At 55.7% G+C, this 17,352-nt stretch carries 13 protein-coding genes; 7 read left to right on the forward strand and 6 right to left on the reverse strand.

Translation table 11 applies throughout. The features are described 5' to 3' along the window. Together PMI22_RS04605 and PMI22_RS04600 are read left to right on the forward strand one after the other, a co-directional pair. Positions 1-598 (forward strand): hypothetical protein (locus PMI22_RS04605; RefSeq protein ID WP_007948386.1); only part of this gene is annotated, 598 nt, incomplete at its 5' end. Positions 599-824: 226 nt separating this feature from the next. Next, on the forward strand, positions 825-1,277 hold the full coding sequence (locus tag PMI22_RS04600) for a hypothetical protein (protein ID WP_007948387.1): 453 nt from the start codon (positions 825-827) through the stop codon (positions 1,275-1,277). Between the two features lie 84 nt (positions 1,278-1,361). On the opposite strand, the gene PMI22_RS04595 is transcribed toward PMI22_RS04600, so the two are convergent. The 3 genes from PMI22_RS04595 to PMI22_RS04585 form a co-directional block, all read right to left on the reverse strand. Continuing rightward, entirely contained in the window at positions 1,362-3,965 is a 2,604-nt protein-coding gene (locus PMI22_RS04595) for an autotransporter outer membrane beta-barrel domain-containing protein (protein ID WP_033049655.1), read from the reverse strand. 223 nt (positions 3,966-4,188) lie between these two features. Beyond that, positions 4,189-6,201 carry a hypothetical protein gene (locus PMI22_RS04590; RefSeq protein WP_007948389.1) on the reverse strand — a complete coding sequence of 671 codons (2,013 nt, stop codon included), beginning with the start codon at positions 6,199-6,201 and terminating at the stop codon, positions 4,189-4,191. A 137-nt stretch (positions 6,202-6,338) separates the two neighbouring features. After that, the gene (locus PMI22_RS04585) at positions 6,339-7,163 is read right to left on the reverse strand and encodes a hypothetical protein (RefSeq protein ID WP_007948390.1); all 825 of its coding nucleotides are present in this window, start codon (positions 7,161-7,163) and stop codon (positions 6,339-6,341) included. A 225-nt stretch (positions 7,164-7,388) separates the two neighbouring features. On the opposite strand from PMI22_RS04585, the gene PMI22_RS04580 reads away from it, so the two are divergent. The 5 genes from PMI22_RS04580 to PMI22_RS04560 all read left to right on the forward strand — a co-directional run bounded on the left by PMI22_RS04580 (position 7,389) and on the right by PMI22_RS04560 (position 12,745). Then, positions 7,389-8,414, forward strand: a complete 1,026-nt coding sequence (locus PMI22_RS04580) for a LacI family DNA-binding transcriptional regulator (RefSeq protein WP_007948391.1) — start codon at positions 7,389-7,391, stop codon at positions 8,412-8,414. A 168-nt stretch (positions 8,415-8,582) separates the two neighbouring features. Beyond that, a complete protein-coding gene (locus tag PMI22_RS04575; RefSeq protein WP_007948392.1) occupies positions 8,583-9,365 on the forward strand; it encodes a sugar phosphate isomerase/epimerase family protein in 783 nt (260 codons plus the stop codon). After that, positions 9,358-10,344, forward strand: coding sequence for a sugar kinase (locus tag PMI22_RS04570; protein ID WP_007948393.1), 987 nt, complete (start codon positions 9,358-9,360; stop codon positions 10,342-10,344). The genes PMI22_RS04575 and PMI22_RS04570 overlap by 8 nt, the downstream gene beginning before the upstream one ends. 103 nt (positions 10,345-10,447) lie before the next feature. Beyond that, positions 10,448-11,746, forward strand: coding sequence for an MFS transporter (locus PMI22_RS04565; protein WP_007948394.1), 1,299 nt, complete (start codon positions 10,448-10,450; stop codon positions 11,744-11,746). Positions 11,747-11,767: 21 nt separating this feature from the next. Then, positions 11,768-12,745 carry an NAD(P)-dependent oxidoreductase gene (locus tag PMI22_RS04560; protein WP_033049656.1) on the forward strand — a complete coding sequence of 326 codons (978 nt, stop codon included), beginning with the start codon at positions 11,768-11,770 and terminating at the stop codon, positions 12,743-12,745. Positions 12,746-12,872: 127 nt separating this feature from the next. On the opposite strand, the gene PMI22_RS04555 is transcribed toward PMI22_RS04560, so the two are convergent. From PMI22_RS04555 to PMI22_RS04545, 3 genes are all read right to left on the reverse strand, one after another. Beyond that, positions 12,873-14,060 carry a pyridoxal phosphate-dependent aminotransferase gene (locus PMI22_RS04555; protein WP_007948396.1) on the reverse strand — a complete coding sequence of 396 codons (1,188 nt, stop codon included), beginning with the start codon at positions 14,058-14,060 and terminating at the stop codon, positions 12,873-12,875. Between the two features lie 43 nt (positions 14,061-14,103). Further along, positions 14,104-15,729, reverse strand: a complete 1,626-nt coding sequence (locus tag PMI22_RS04550; RefSeq protein WP_007948398.1) for a methyl-accepting chemotaxis protein — start codon at positions 15,727-15,729, stop codon at positions 14,104-14,106. 315 nt (positions 15,730-16,044) lie between these two features. After that, positions 16,045-17,181, reverse strand: a complete 1,137-nt coding sequence (locus PMI22_RS04545; RefSeq protein WP_007948399.1) for a glycerate kinase — start codon at positions 17,179-17,181, stop codon at positions 16,045-16,047. Positions 17,182-17,352: the final 171 nt, after the last annotated feature.

A 17,352-nucleotide genomic window follows, 5' to 3' on the forward strand; every position in this document is an offset into this window, starting at 1 on the left:
CTACCTTGAAAAACGCCGGTATTGGCGCTATGTAGATGCAGGCAGCACGCCTTACACCTCTATAAAAGGAACGCTCACAGTGGCTTATTTCGCTGTCGAGCAAAGAATGAAAGGCTCTTTCTTTTGCACTGTGCGTTTCGGAAATGAAATCGACACCATCACTATTACCTATGCGAACTTTGACTTGACTGGCATCACCACTTCCGACCGTGTCCGCACCCGGAAGACGCAAGGCGCATTCAGTGCAACCTTGATAGGCGGCATCAGCCCGGAGTTCATGTCTGACTCCATGAGTGTCAAGCACGACAAGCAGGAGTTGGTACTCACTGCGGACCAGTTTGTTTGGGATCTACTCCCACCCAAGCAGCACCGTATTACCCTCTTTATCAAGGACGGCGTGAAAGCAGGGACGCATATCTTCAGCAAAGATGATGCAAATATCCGCGCTGCTTACGTCACACCCAATCAGGGAGCCGAAGTTTTTAATTCGATCAGCGGCGAGCTTTACCTCGCATCCGACCCTACCTACCAACAACTTGAAGGACGCCTGTCGTTCGAAGCCAAAGGCGTAACCGATCCTGATAAAGAGGTTACGTGAAAGACGGTCAGTTCCATTGGCGTAAAGTGATAGTTTGATTCTAAATAAAAAGCGCAATTTGGCCCCGCACCACCCCGACTTAAGACGCATGAAATACTCGAGTTGTAAACTGTAAAGTATGACAGTTTACAACTTCGCTTAATCTCGCTTTGATAGTGCTATCCGTGGCTCGACTCGGCGTTGAACCACTGGTGCCAATGTGACACTAACTATGGAGTTTATATTCATGAGCGCAGCACGGAAAATTGTCTATTCCCCTAGAAAACACGCCCGAGACAATACGTTCAGCGGTTCGATTGATCAAGAAATCCCATTAAATTTCAAAGCTACTTTCTCGAAAGTCAATTACCCTCAAGAAGGCGAACCTCCTCGCTGGACCATAGAAGCGAACTATCGAAACAGCGTAGACAATCATATTCAGACAATTAGAGTTATTTTTTTTGAAGACCCGAAAGAAACCATGATTCAAAGACTCAGCGAAGGTTTCAAAATCACCTACAACAATACGGCAGAGAATCCACCGTCGGAATACTCAACCACACAGGCCGATATTGCTGTCAAATTCAGCACCGCTGACGGCACGATCATTGGCACACTAAGTGCCAGATTGGCAGACCAACTTGATCCCCCAAAATACCATACCTTTGATCTTGATTTTGATCTGGCAGCGTCAGAATAGCTTCAACGGTTTTCATATCGACTGGCCACGCCGCATAATAAAAAAGGAAGCAAATGCTTCCTTTTTTATTACTTTGAAAATTGATCAGAAACTAAAACTAATCCCTGTGCTTACGTTGTAATCCTGACTAACCGTTTTACTTTGGCTAGTTCCCGCCTCTGCAAACAGTTGAACACCGTGCGGCAAAGCCCAGTTAAGGCCAGCGGCCACTTCCACACTCGTCGTTGAAGCATCATTGTTAAATCGACTGTCGTTAACATCGACTTGATTGTTTTTAATGAATTCATGCCCCAGCGCCAGGCGTAAACGAGGCTGCAGTTTCTGACCATTGCCCAAATCAATTTCACTGCCCACATAGGTTCCGCCCTTTACCGCCAACGAACGCGTCAACTCACTATTAACGTCAAGGCCATTGTCCAGCGTGTAATCTTCACCAGGCACCACTGCGGCGGCAATCTGCGCAAACGGCGCCCAGAAATATCCTCCGCCCAATTCATTCTGCTTACCGACTTCGAGCGAGCCGCTCAGGCCGTAATTATCGTAATCACCCTTGGTACGCACACCATCGCTCATACTGACGTCCAAGCTGTTTTCGAAACGGTTGATTTTTGTCACAGCATCAATGTAGACGCCACTTGGGGTGTCAAACTTTGTCAGGTAAGCGCCTAACGAATAGCTGTCTACGGTCCCCGTGCTACCTGGTCTCAGATCCAGTTTGGTGTTGCTATAGCCAAACATGCCTCCGAGCAACCACTCGCCATTACCCACGTTTGTGTCAGCCCCAACCACTACACCTTTCTGGGTCTGACTGTAGCCGTCGCCATACGCATTTTTAACACCATAACGATTGCCATACGCTCGCGTCCAGACACCCGACTTTGCCCCCGTCATCCGACGATCACCCATTCGCGTATTCAGTAACGTTCTTTCTGCATCAATAATGGTTGGAGCGGTGTTCGCAATCGCCAGCACTGACTGTGTGCTGATACTGGCTTGCGTATCCGGTCGCAAGTACCAACCGTTGTCGTCTTCGAACAATTTATAGGTCCGCGCACCCGCATCGACCGCACCACCGCGAAGCGCAAATTGCGCATCACCGCTGCCCACCTTGACGAGCTGAATCTGCTCCTCATTTACCGGCTTGCTCCCCGTCGCGTTGACGGACACCTCATAGTTCCCCTCTGCGCGGCCTGTGACATTCAGAAAATCTGTTTGACGAGTACCAAAGTCCGTCGACATTGCTAGCGTGCCATTGCCCTCTAACTCCGCAACATCTAACCGATTGAAAATCGCCCCTTGGCCAAAATCGACGGTGCCCCCGTCAACGGCAAGTTTGTGGATTTGGTTATCGCCAGTCATGACCCACGTCGAATGATTGAGGGTAAAGTCTGTAACATTCTCCACATCGCCGTTGAACAGCGATCCGTTGTTGAGCAGCACGCTGGCGCCACGAACAGAATCCCCTTTGAACACACCCGTGAAGATACTTTGTGTGTCGAGCTCCAGGCGAGTGGCATTCTCCACATCGCCATTGAACTTTGATCCGTTGTTGAGTGCCACGATGGCACCGCGGGCCGTATCCCCTTTGAAAATACCCGAGAAGCTACTTTGTCTGTCGAGCTCCAGGCGAGTAGCGTTCTCCACGTCGCCGATGAACTGCGATCCGTTGTTTAGTCCCACACTCGCGCCTCGAATGGCATCCCCTTTGAAAACACCCGAGTAAGTACTATGTGTGTCAAGTTCAAGACGAGAGACATTCTCCAGGTCACCTATCAGTGATGCTTGATTGCGCAAAGTAACGTCTGCCGTGCTTCCGGATTCAACCTTAATGTTTCCCTGCAACGAACTGTTATCTACGGTGAACGCGACAGCCGCGCCACCTGCAACTTTCAGAATCTCATTGATACCGCTCTGGAGCGATGATTTATTCCGCACATCAATCGTCAGAGGCCCCAACGAATTACCGGGAAGATCGACAACTATCGCGACACCACTCTTCCCTTCGACGCTGGAATTATCGATAACGAGCCTGCTGATTTGATTATCAGCGTTGTCAGAGCCGAACGTCACGCCATTAAGCCCGCCGATAATTTTGGAGCCCTCGCTCACAGTAGCCTGCCCGCCGTGCAGAGATAACCCGAAGCTCGAAGCGCCGGTTCCCTCAACAACACTGTTGCGCAAGTTTAATGAACTGTAAGAGGTTGCAACTGCACCCCCTGAGTTCCCGCGAACAGTACTGTCTTGCATATCAACGGTCGAACCGGTCTGGGTATCGACGTCGCGAACGGCTTGTAGGCCATATTCAAGACCGGTAATTGACGTGTTTTTAATGTTCGCCGCGCTATTGATCAACGAGACGCCGACAAATCCACCCGCGCCGATGACTGTTGCGCCGTTGAGGTTTACAGTGGCGCCATTGTTTGCGTCGATCTGCGCGGTGACACCGCCATTTGTATTCAGCGTCCCGCCTTCCATCGTAATGTCCTGCGTCGTCGCGCCGTTCACATTAAGAACCGAATCCACGGCAACCTGCCAACTCTCAACAGGCGACGAAGATGTAATTGTTTCCGTCTCCCCTGAGTTCAGAGTTCTAGCTTGAGCGTAAGGTAAAACCAAAACAGACAGAGCCAGTGATGAATACCACTGACTTTTTTTGAAATGTGAACGTAAGATATTTTTTGTCGACATATGAGCCACCACGATTAAGCGAATTGCCCGGCTTGACTGAAGCTATTGGAATGGTCTTACCGGAAAGGCGGCAAGCCTACCGACTGCTTTTGAATTTGGGTGTAGGAAAAATCGGATATTGCCTCGGATTTTTAACTTTCATACGCAAGACTTTGCACACTGGGTATGCATCCGCCACGCCAGCACAGTGTACTGACGCGACGGCGCATACAGACCCAATAAGTTATTGATCCTCGCAATATTCACCGCGAGCATTTACTAAATACACCTTGCTGTAATATTCCAAGGAAGGATAGCGCGTTCCATTGATATCCAAATCATACCAGATTCTCCACCACCCGTTGTAATCTCCTGGTGGATTAGGAATTGGGTTCGGCGGTGGATTAGGAATATTCCTGATGAACGGAATATAAGGGGTGATAACCAATTCGAATCCATCTGCTGGCTCAGTCCCCCCAATCAAATGGGGTGCGGATTCAAAGTCGGTGCCGTCCGCCAACTCGGTCATCGCTTCATCCCTGTAACCTTGCGCATACAAAATGACACTGCGCCCATCCAAAAAATGATCGATATTACCTGGGACTTTAACTTTCAATCCAAAGCCGGTTTCTCTTAGATCGTCACAATACAGCGTGCCCGGATTCTCTTGCGCTACAACAGGCGGGTCCATTACAACAACGATCGCATTGTTAGTAACCTTCTGGATTGGTGAGGGGTTTTCATTGACTCCACCAATATCGGACACAAAATACTGCAGTGACTTATCTGCACCCAAACCGCCACTAAAAATCAATGCCCACTCAAGTGTTATATCAACAGTCGTCTGCCCGTCCGCTAAAAACTCCGGACCGAATCGTTGGCCCGCATATTCGCCGAATATTTGCTGGCCTGCCTTAACGGGTTTGTCCGCATCGCTCCATAGTTCAATGGTGACCGTATGATCTTTGTTGTAATCCACGGGCTCCAATATGTCGTTCACCGCGGTACTTGTAATATGGGGCGCGTTTAATTCTTGGTTTTCAGGGGCAGGATCTATCGGATTCACACTGCCGGGATAGTAGATGTTTGCCGCCAAATTGGTATTAGACGTGCTGATAACGTCAGTACTGCGCAGCAACTCACACATAACTGTTACCGGCACATCTGTTTCGGTATCCGCGCCATCTTTATAATAATCGTCAAAAATATCGACAAATGTAACCTGAATAATCAATGGATCATGGGTCAAAAATGGAAATTCACCCAGGTTTTTGTTGTTCCACTTGCACCGGACTTCATCGGTAGGTAAAACGTTATCAGGTCTTTTCACTTCGACCGTGACGCCACCCGGCTCACGACAATCCTTGATATCGATTAACTTATCAGTCACCGCTAGTGGAACGATGGGTTCATCAAGTATAGGCAACGGTGTAAAGCGAACCTTTAAGCCCTTTGCCACTGAAAGATTACTGACGTTCCCCACGTCATTGGTTCCAACACCATCGTGAAGTTCGTAAAATGCGTAGTTCGCTCGTGGGTCTATGCCCCTCAAATTTTCCACTGGAATAGTAAAGACCCCCGTTCCCAGAAGCCCTTCATAAAGGGGAGGTGTCGGGTTATTTGACTGGTATCTTTCCGCGATGTTGAAACGGATACGATCAGTCGGTAGTGGGTTTTGATGTGTAATCGCGATGGTGACTTCCATCCCCGTCGGATTTCGCTGAATGAACGCATCATCGATTAAATCGCCAGGTGACAATTGTGGAAGCGTGGCAATAGGCGGGCGAGCCTTTGGGCCACCAGGAGTTGCCTGATGAGGTGCGCGCCGGTCAATGATGATAGTGATTATGTCTGAGTTCCAGGGATTGCCGATAGGGGGCCTGACGGTGTAGCGAACCTCAAAGATTGTGGGTGTAGCGGGAGGGTTGTCCTCGGTCAATAGGTCTGCCGGGATGATTCTTGTAAATTCGGGCGGACGACTGTCAATAGAGCCTGCGGAAAAAGTGTCAGCAGTGGTCCAGGTTGTGACACCCGCTTTCCTGATTTGAACAATTACCGTATCGCCTTCGTCTTGTATCTCCCAAAGTTTTAGAATAATAGGCAGCTTCATCCCCGCCCCGATCTTGTCAACTTTTACCCGCCTGTCCGTATCACTTAAAATATCGGGCACTGTAGGTGGCAACCCGGCCATAATCTCAATCGGTGCATTGCGACGATTCACACGGTCAATTTCGGCAATTTGCTGTTTAGCATCCATTTACTGTTTTCCTTCACTGTATTTTTTTTGCAAGGCTGCCCGCGCAGCCCGGCCCCTACCTGCTGCCCAACTCCAATACCCACTAATGTTTCATTTAGAGCACATCATAAAAATTGAATACAGACACTCTCCATGCGTCACTCGGGGCCACAATAGTTTTCTTCACCCGCTTCTATTCGATCGATCCTAACCAAGCCTTTCTTTGACTCGCCGACAAATTCGCCCGCTCGCCTTATTTTGTATCTTGCGGTACCGGAGCCATACACGACAGGTTCAACAAAAGGTACAAAGACAATGGGTGGCAATTCAAATCCGTTAATATTTTTTGCATCCTCATCACTTAACGTATAGCTAAACTCGCCTTCAGTCCCCGTAATTTCAGTTTTATCCGCTCCATTTAACGACGTGTAGCCTTGCCAAAAAAGAACACACACATCATCTTTCTCAAGATTTTGGTAGGGGATTTTTATATATAGTCCATCCCAAATCGCCCGTTCCGTACCGCAATTCAAATACCCACCACCATTCGCATCGGGAAACGTTGGCTCCAACAATACAGGCAATGGAATAACACTATGATCAATGGTTAGCTTTCTTTCTACAGAAAATAGCCGGTTGCCGGGGATCGGTTTGACCATGTAATAGAGAAATGCAACTCCGTCCCCCAGCAATAGATGTGTTCCTATGGAAATCAAGAACTCCTTCTCGGTAATCGGGCCATTTTTTATTTCTTTATAAATTTCTATGGTCCTTCCATCCCTCCGCCAAAAGACCGTCAGTTCATCCATTTCACCAGGTTGGTCTGCATATATCGGCCAACGAGGAACTCTTGCCTGGCCACCATTGAGCAATACGTTTGCCGGCAAGCGCCCGTCGGGATCGCTGTCGGGCACGTCATCAACACTGGGGGCGTCGGCCAGCAAAATCCCTTTTTTTTTGGGGCGACTCTCTGATGTTGACATGGCGAAGTCCCTGACCTTTTGAGTGCCGACCTTATGGCGGATTAAGAGAAATTAAATGCCTCATAGCTGACTTTTACTACTGTCAGATGTGACAGGTATTGCGACCGCTTGTCGGTTTACATAGAAATCATTGGCTATTCGAACTTGACGAATAATTAGCTTTAGCGCTAACTGAAACCGGTTTCAGAAACACCAGGTTCACTACTAAAAATAAGGTCCGACACCGTGAACGACTTCTCCGCCGCCCAGCGCAGCCGCATCACCATGCTCGACGTCGCCGAACACGCCGGTGTCTCCAAGGCCAGCGTCTCGCGCTTCATCGGCGACGATCGCGCCCTGCTCTCCGATGCCACGGCCCTGCGCATCGAGCAGGCGATTGCCGCACTCGGATACCGCCCCAACCAGATGGCCCGCGGCCTCAAACGCGGACGCACTCGCCTGATCGGCATGCTGGTGGCCGATATCCGCAACCCTTATTCGATTGCCGTGATGCACGGGGTGGAAACCGCTTGCCGTCAACACGGCTACAGCCTGGTGGTGTGCAACACCGATCGCGATGATGAGCAGGAGCGTCAGCACCTGGCGTTGCTGCGCTCGTACAACATCGAAGGTTTGATCGTGAACACCCTGGGTCATCACCGCGACGAACTGCGCGAGCTGCATCGGGAAATGCCGTTGGTGCTGGTGGATCGCAAGGTCGAACAACTTGAGAGCGATCTGGTCGGGCTGGACAACCCGGCGGCGGTAGAAATGGCCCTCGCCCATTTGCAGGAACGCGGCTATCGCGATGTGCTGATGGTCACCGAACCGCTGGACGGCACCAGCGCGCGGATCGAGCGGGTGAGCAGTTTCAAGGCACAGATCGCACAACGCCCGGCCTTCGACGGTGCGGTGATCGAGACTGGCAGCGAGCTGACCACGCAGTTAAAAACATTCTTGAACACTCCCGGCCCGGGCCCGAAAGCGCTGTTCTGTGCCAATGGCATTGCAGCGTTGGCGAGCACTCATTCATTGCGTGAGCTGCACTGCAATCTGTTTGAGGACGTGGGGCTGATCGCATTGGATGACCTGGATTGGTATCCGTTGGTGGGCAGCGGGATTACCGCGCTGGCTCAGCCGACGGAAGAAATTGGCGCGAGTGCGTTTGAGTGTCTGCTCAAGCGGTTGCGTGGGGATGTCGGTGCGGTGCGGACCCTGGATTTTTCGGCGCGGTTGATTGTGCGGGGGTCGACCCTTGGAAATCTTCGGTGAGTGTTATGGCCCCTTCGCGAGCAGGCTCGCTCCCACATTGGAACTATGGCAACCACAAATCCCCTGTGGGAGCGAGCCTGCTCGCGATGGCGCCCTGAAGAACACAACATCATTCAAATAGCCATTTTTTTGAAAAAAAATGAAACCGGTTTCAGAGGTATAAAAACAATGAATAAACCACCCGTCTCCATCAGCCTTTCCAGCTACGGCGCGGACCTTGTACGCCAACGCGGCCAAGGCAGCTTTATCGATATATTGGCCGCCGCCGGCGCCACGCACATTGAATGGCGCGAGGAGTTGCTGACGGATGAAAACCCTCTGCAACTGGCTGACGACAGCCGATCCCAAGGCCTGGAAAGCATTTATTCCTCGCCGATGGAGTTGTGGCTGGCCGGTCAATCGAAGCCCAATCCTCAACTGCTCACCACCCTTGAGCGCGCCGAAACGTTCGGCGCCAATTGGCTGAAAGTATCCCTGGGTTACTTCACCGACAACAATGATCTTCAGGCATTGGGCCGTGTCCTAGCTCAGAGTCCGGTGCAGTTGCTGGTGGAAAACGACCAGACCTTGCACGGCGGCCGCATTGAACCTTTTCAACGCTTCTTCGGCGAGGTCGAGCAGCACCAGTTGCCGATCAAAATGACCTTCGACATCGGCAACTGGCAATGGCAAGACCAGTCGGCCGCCAGCGCCGCGCGGTTGCTCGGTCGGCATGTCGGCTACGTGCACTGCAAAGCCGTGACACGCCGCGCCGACGGCAAACTGGTCGCCATCCCGCCGATGGCCAGCGACGTGCAGTTATGGGAGCAACTGCTGCGGCATATGCCACAAGGCGTTATGCGCGCAGCGGAATACCCGCTGCAAGGCGATGACCTGGTGCAACTGACCCGCGAACACGTCGCCACCCTCGCCCGCCTGGGTCAACCCCGGTTGGAGAAGGCCCATGTCTGAGTTCGATATCCTGTCATTCGGCGAAACCATGGCGATGTTTGTCGCCGAGCAAAGCGGTGATCTGGCCGACGTCGGCCAGTTCCACAAACGTATTGCCGGGGCGGACAACAACGTTGCGATTGGCCTTTCACGGCTCGGATTCAAGGTGGCGTGGTTGAGCCGGGTGGGCGACGATTCATTGGGGCGGTTTGTCGTCGACACGCTGCGCAAAGAAGGCCTGGACTGCAGTCATGTCGCCATCGACTCGGCGCACCCGACCGGGTTTCAACTCAAATCCCGCACCGACGACGGCAGCGATCCGGCGGTGGAGTATTTCCGTCGCGGTTCGGCGGCCAGTCATTTGTCGGTGCAATCCATCGCCCCGCCACTGCTCGGCGCGCGTCACTTGCACGCCACCGGCATTCCGCCGGCACTGTCTGCGTCGGCCCGGGAAATGTCCTTTGAATTGATGACCCGCATGCGCGCTGCCGGGCGCAGCGTGTCCTTCGACCCGAATCTGCGCCCGAGCCTGTGGGCCAGCGCACAACAGATGATTACCGAGATCAACCGCCTTGCGGCCCTCGCCCATTGGGTGCTGCCGGGGTTGAGTGAGGGCCGTTTACTGACCGGATTGGAAGACCCGGCAGATATCGCGGCGTTTTACCTGGATCTGGGCGCCGAAGCGGTGGCGATCAAGCTGGGTCCGCGGGGCGCGTATTTCCGCACGCCGGTTGATCAGGGATTTGTCGCCGGTGTGCCGGTGGCAACCGTGGTCGATACAGTGGGTGCGGGCGATGGTTTTGCCGTCGGCATGATCAGCGCGCTCCTGGAAAACCACAGCGTTGCCGACGCGGTGCGGCGGGCCAACTGGATTGGTAGCCGGGCGGTGCAGAGTCGGGGGGATATGGAAGGTTTGCCGACCCGGCTGGAATTGTCTGCTGAATTTGAGGGCGCCATCGCGGGCAAGCCCGCTCCCACACTGGACCTGATTTCAACCTGACCCCTCTGTGGGAGTGAGCCTGCTTGCGATGAGGCCTACACAGTTACTGAAGATTTACCCCGTTACCTGCTGCGACAAAAACAACAAGCTCAGGAGCATCACTATGAAAACAGCTTCACTCCCCACCCGCCGCTGGTGGTACATCATGCCCATCGTCTTCATCACCTATAGCCTGGCGTATCTGGACCGCGCCAACTACGGGTTCGCTGCTGCCTCGGGCATGGCCGCCGACCTGATGATCACGCCCGGAATGTCGTCGTTGCTCGGCGCGCTGTTCTTTCTCGGCTACTTTTTCTTTCAGGTGCCGGGCGCGATTTACGCGCAGAAGAACAGCGTCAAGAAGTTGATTTTCGTCAGCCTGATCCTCTGGGGCAGCCTCGCGACACTGACCGGGATCGTCTCCAACGCCTATTGGCTGATCGTCATCCGCTTCATGCTCGGGGTAGTCGAAGCCGCCGTCATGCCGGCGATGCTGATCTATCTGTGCCATTGGTTTACCCGTGCCGAACGCTCGCGCGCCAACACTTTCCTGATCCTGGGCAACCCGGTGACCATGCTCTGGATGTCGGTGGTGTCGGGTTATCTGGTGCAGCATTACAGCTGGCGCTGGATGTTCATCATCGAAGGGTTGCCGGCGGTGCTGTGGGCGTTTATCTGGTGGCGTCTGGCCGATGACCGTCCGGCACAAGCCACATGGCTCAGCGATCAGGAGAAGCAGGATCTGGAAAGCGCCCTTGCCGCTGAACAGGTCGGCATCAAAGCGGTGAAAAATTACGCCGAGGCCTTTCGCTCGACGAAAGTGATCATCCTCGCGCTTCAGTTTTTCTGCTGGAGCATTGGCGTTTACGGTTTCGTGTTGTGGCTGCCGTCGATCCTCAAGGCCGGCGCACAAATGAACATGATCGAGGCCGGTTGGCTGTCGGCGCTACCGTATCTGGCCGCCGTGATTGGCATGCTGCTGGTGTCCTGGGGCTCGGACAAATTGCAGAAGCGCAAACGCTTCGTCTGGCCGCCGCTGCTGATCGCCTCCATCGCGTTCTATGGCTCTTACGCGTTGGGCGCGGAACATTTCTGGTGGTCCTACACCCTGCTAGTGATTGCCGGCGCCTGCATGTATGCGCCTTACGGGCCGTTTTTCGCGATCATCCCGGAGATCCTCCCGGCCAACGTCGCCGGAGGCGCCATGGCGCTGATCAACAGCATGGGCGCGCTGGGTTCGTTTGGCGGCTCGTATCTGGTCGGCTACTTGAACAGCAGCACCGGATCGCCAGGGGCTTCGTATTTGTTGATGAGCGGCGCGTTGATGCTGTCGGTGGTGCTGACGATTTTCCTCAAGCCCGGTGCCAGTGACCGGGTCGTGGAGAAGGCGGCTGCGCAACGTCCGGCGACTGCTCACCCTTGAATTGAAATTGAGAACATGATGATGAAAAAGCAGGTTGTTCTGTACAAGAAACTCTCGCCGCTGCTCATGGCTCGCCTGCATGAGCACACCGAGGTGAAGCTGATCGACAACCTCAACCCGGAGGGCCTCGCGCAATTGCGTGAGGCCCTGCCCCGGGCCCACGGATTGCTCGGCGCCAGCCTGAAACTGGATGCCGGGTTATTGGAACTGGCGCCGAACCTCGAAGCCATCGCCAGCGTTTCCGTCGGCGTCGACAACTACGACATCGATTACCTTACCGAGCGCCGCATCCTGCTCAGCAACACGCCGGACGTGCTGACTGAAACCACGGCGGACACCGGTTTCGCGCTGATCCTGGCGACCGCCCGGCGCGTGGTGGAATTGGCGAACATGGTTCGCAACGGCCAGTGGAAGCGCAACATCGGCCCGGTGCATTTCGGCACCGATGTGCATGGCAAGACGTTGGGCATCATCGGCATGGGGCGGATTGGTGAGGCCTTGGCGCAGCGGGGACATTTCGGGTTTGGCATGCCGGTGATCTATCACAGCCATGCGCCGAAACCGGCGGTGGAGCAGCGTTTCAAAGCGCAGTACAGAAGCCTGACGGAGTTGTTGCAGCAGGCTGACTTCATCTGCCTGACCTTGCCGCTGACGGCTGAAACGGAAGGGTTGATTGGCGCTGAAGAGTTCGCCTTGATGCGCCCGCAGAGTATTTTCATCAACATTTCCCGGGGCAAGGTGGTGGACGAAGCGGCGTTGATTCAAGCGCTGCGTTCCGGGCAGATTCGGGGGGCGGGGCTGGATGTGTTTGAGCGTGAGCCGCTCAACACGGATTCGCCGCTGTTGACGTTGAACAACGTGGTGGCGACGCCGCACATGGGGTCGGCGACGCATGAGACTCGGGAGGCGATGGCCGCGTGTGCGGTGGATAATTTGCTGATGGCGTTGGCTGGAGAGCGACCGAAGAATCTGGTGAATACCGGGGCGTGGCAGGGCTGATTAATTCAGCGTTTGTTAGTCCGCTATCGCGAGCAGGCTCGCTCCCACATAGGATCTGTGGCGTTCACAAATCCCCTGTGTGAGCGAGCCTGCTCGCGATGAGGCCAGCACAAGCAACACAAAACCGTCAGGCTCGTCTCGCCTCCAGAAGATCCGCCGCACACAACGCAATCCGCCGACACGCCTCCGCCAGTTGCACCTGATCCACCACCAACCCGATCCGGATATGCCCCGCCGCGCTCGGCCCGAATGCCTCCCCCGCCAGCACTGACACGCCATACCCCTCCAGCAACCGCTCGGCAAACCTCTGGGCGCACAGCCCGGTCTGGCGTACATCCACCATCACAAACATCCCGCCATCCGGTCGCACAGGCCTGATACCGAGGCAACCGCTCAGCCTCGCGCATACCAGGTCACGGCGCTGGCGATATTCCTCGCGCATCAATGCCACTTCCGGCAGGTTCTGATCCAGCGCCAATTGCGCCGCGTTCTGGATGAAATCCGGAATTCCGAACAGCATGCACAACGACAGATTCACCAAATGCTCGGCCATGGGTTTCGGGCCAATCGCCCAGCCGACCCGCCAGCCACTCATGGCGTGGGACTTGGACAGGCTATTGATGGTCACGGTGCGCTCGGCCATGTCCGGCAGACTCGCCGGACTGGTGTGCTCCCCCTCGAACAACAGGTCGCTGTAGACCTCATCGCTGATCAGCCACAGGTCATGGCGCACGCACAAGGCTGCGATTGCTTGCCAAGTGGGCAGCGGCAAACTGGCGCCGGATGGATTGTTCGGACTGTTGAGCAAGATAACCCGGGTTTTCGGGGTAATCAGTGCCGCGACATCCGCCGGGTCGACGCGAAAGCCGTTCTCCGGGCGCACCGCAACCGGCACTACTTTAGCGGCGCAGGCGCCGAACACGCCTTCATAGGTCACGTACATCGGCTCTGCGACGATCACTTCATCGCCCGGATCGAGCAGGCATTGCGCGACCGAATACACCGCGCATTGCGCCCCTGGGAACACGATGACATTGTCCGCGTCCACGCCCTGACCACTGCGCTGGTGATGGCGCCGCGCAATGCTCCTGCGCAGCCCTCGACTGCCGCGCACTTCTGGATAATGGGTGTCGCCGGCCTGCAAACTGTCGATGGCGGCCTGGACAATGGGTTGTGGCGTGTCGAAGTCTGGATCACCAATCGACAGCAGCAGGACATCGACGCCCTGCTCGCGCATTTCCAGCGCTCGGTCATGAATCTGCCAGGCTGCTGCTCCGTCGCCGGCAATTCGTTTGGTCAAGGCTGAATAGCGCATGTGATTCTCCTGTCGCGCGCGGGCTCCTGAACTCAACCCTACCTCAAATCACGAAACGCGCCACCATGGCATTCAAATCCACCGCCAGACGCGACAGTTCATGGGTGGCGGCGCTGGTCTGATTGGCGCCCGCGGAGGACTGGGTGGCCAGGTCGCGGATGTTCACCAGGTTGCGGTCCACTTCGCGCGACACCTGCGCCTGTTCTTCCGAGGCGCTGGCGATCACCAGATTGCGTTCGTTGATCAAGTGAATCGACTGGGTAATCTGCTCCAGCGCCACACCGGCGGCGCGGGCCATTTCCAGTGTGCTTTGGGAGCGCTGGTTGCTTTGCTGCATCGATGAAACCGCCTGGCCGGTGCCGTTCTGAATGCCAGCGACCATTTTTTCGATTTCCTGCGTCGACTGCGCGGTGCGATGGGCCAGTGCCCGCACTTCGTCCGCCACCACGGCAAAACCCCGCCCGGCTTCACCGGCACGGGCGGCTTCGATGGCGGCGTTGAGCGCCAGCAGGTTGGTTTGTTCGGCGATGGCGCGGATCACATCCAGCACTTTGCCGATATCGCGCCCTTGTGCGGCCAGGCCTTCGATCATCAGCGAAGTGTTTTGCACGTCGTGGGTCATGGTCTGGATCGCGTCGACGGTTTCCACCACCCGGTCACGGCCTTCGCGCGCTGCCTGGGTCGACTGGCTGGAGGCCTCGGAGGTCGACACCGCGTTGCGCGCCACTTCTTCCACGGCGGCGGTCATTTCATTGACAGCGGTGGCGGCTTGTTCGATTTCGTTGTTTTGCTGTTGCAGGCTGCGAGAAGCTTCTTCAGTCACGGTGCTGAGTTCTTCAGCGGCGGCGCCCAGTTGCGTGGCGGACCCGGCAATCTGTTCGATGGTTTTGCGCAGGCTGGCTTGCATGGTCGCCAAGGCACCGAGCAAACGGGCCGGCTCGTCCTTGCCATCGATGTCGATGACGTTGGAAAGATTGCCGCCAGCGATAGTTTCGGCGACCTGCACTGCACGGTTCAGCGGTGTGACAATACTGCGGGTCAGCAGCCAGGCCAGCAACACTGTCAGCAATGCCGCCATCACCGCGACCACAAAAATGCCGGTGATGGCGCTGCTGTAGTGTTGACCCGCCTCGGCGGAGGCGGCCTTGGCGTAACCGTTGTTGAGGGCCACCAGCTTGTTCAACTGCTCGCCCATCTGGTCGGTGCCGTCCTTGATTCGGGTATTGATCAGGGTACGCATCTCGTCGAGCTGGTTCTGCCGCGACAGGTCCATCATCTGGTTCTGCGCTTGCATGTAACTGTCCAGCGTTGCAATGAAGGTTTTGTACAGCGCGGCTTCTTCCGGCTGAGCGGGCAAGGCGGCATAACTGGCCTGAGCGCTGCGCAGCTTGTCGATTAGCACGCCGATGCGGGTCTGCGCCTCCTGCAACGCGGCGGGCTCGCGGTTGATCAGTACGCGGAAAGACAGGATCCGCAGGCGCAAGACGTTTTCAGTCATGTTGCCCAGAAAGCCGACGCTGGGCAGCTGCGTGCTTTCCATATCAACGGAGGCCTGACGGATGATCGACATGCGGTCCACGGCAAACACACCCAGCACGATGACGAGCAAGGCAATGAACGAAAAACCCAGGAACGCTCGAGGCGCGATATTCAGATTACGCAGTGACATAGGAGGCATCTCGGAAGAGTGAGGCGGCGAGCATCCGTGCGGTGATCACTGAACGGCACGCATTCAGTTTGGCGCCACTGTCGAATCGGGTGTGTGAGCGTCTATAGGCTGTATCGGCCGGGGATGAGGTTTGTTGCGGGGGGATGGAGAAATATATTTCAAGGGGGTACGAGTGTTTCAACTATGAAAAAAATCACCTGTAGCAGCTGCCGAAGGCTGCGTCCGACTGCGAAGCAGTCGCGCTTTTTAGATCCTGCGACTACCGCGCACTCGAACGCAGCCTCGCAGGCTCGACAGCTGCTACAAAATCTCGCGTCAGGCTTTGGCAATCCGCCAGACCCGCGCGATATCGCTGGCGCGATCACGCAGCAACCGTGGCGCTTCAGCGCACGCCTGTTCCAGCGGCATTGGCCCGCTCGCCAACGAAAACGCGGCATCGATACCGTGTTCATACAACGCCTGATAGCCCTCACCCAAGGTGCCGGCGATCACGATCACCGGCACGCCGTGCTGCCGGGCAATGCGCGCGACACCGAACGGCGTCTTGCCACGCAAGGTCTGGGCATCGAACCGCCCTTCCCCGGTCACCACCAGGTCAGCGCCCTGCACTGCTTCCACCAACCCGACCAGTTCGGCGACCACTTCCACACCGGCCAGAAACTGTGCACCGAGGAATGCCGTAGCGGCAAACCCCAGACCGCCCGCTGCACCGGTGCCCGGTTCGTCCTTGACGTCGCGACCTAATACATCAGCGCACCGTTCAGCAAAGTGTCCGAGCGCGTCATCCAGTTGCTGCACTTGTTCGGGCGATGCGCCTTTTTGTGGGCCGAAAATGACTGAAGCGCCGTGAGGACCGCACAGTGGATTGGTAACATCGGCTGCGATGTCGAAGCGCACTTCAGCCAGACGCGGGTCAATGTCACTCAGATCGATGCGACCCAGTTTTGCCAGCGCCAAACCGCCCGGTACCAGGGTTTGTCCCTGTGCATCCAGCAATCTCACGCCCAGCGCTTGCATCGCTCCGGCCCCGCCATCGTTGGTGGCGCTGCCGCCAATGGCCAGAATCACCCGCTCTGCCCCGGCATCAAGGGCCGCGCGAATCAGTTCGCCGGTGCCGAAGGTGCTACTGAAGCAGGCATCGCGCTTGCCCGGCGGTACCAACTGCAAGCCGCTGGCTTCGGCCATTTCGATGATCGCGGTGTGGTTGTGTGGCAACCAGCCCCAGGCGGCGTCGACCGTTGCACCGAGCGGGCCACGGACCTTCGTGCGACGCAGTTCTCCCTCGCACGCGGCCAGAATCGACTCCACCGTGCCTTCGCCACCGTCGGCCATCGGGCATTTGATCAGTTGCGCTTCAGGCCAGACATCTGCCAGACCCAACGCAATGGCGTCGGCCACACTTTGGGCGCTGAGGCTGTCCTTGAACGAATCGGGGGCGATGACGATTTTCATGCGAATTCTCCAGTTCCAATGCGTTCCATGCTGCCAGTAGCCCCGGACAATAACGCCAGTCCGCTGCACAAGGGGGTGTGGTGATTATTGTTCATTTCCACAAAACCCAGCGGACCTACACACTTGTTGTAGCAGCTGCCGAGCCTGCGAGGCTGCGTTCGGCTGCAAAGC

The organism is Pseudomonas sp. GM21, assembly GCF_000282215.1.
GTDB lineage: Bacteria > Pseudomonadota > Gammaproteobacteria > Pseudomonadales > Pseudomonadaceae > Aquipseudomonas.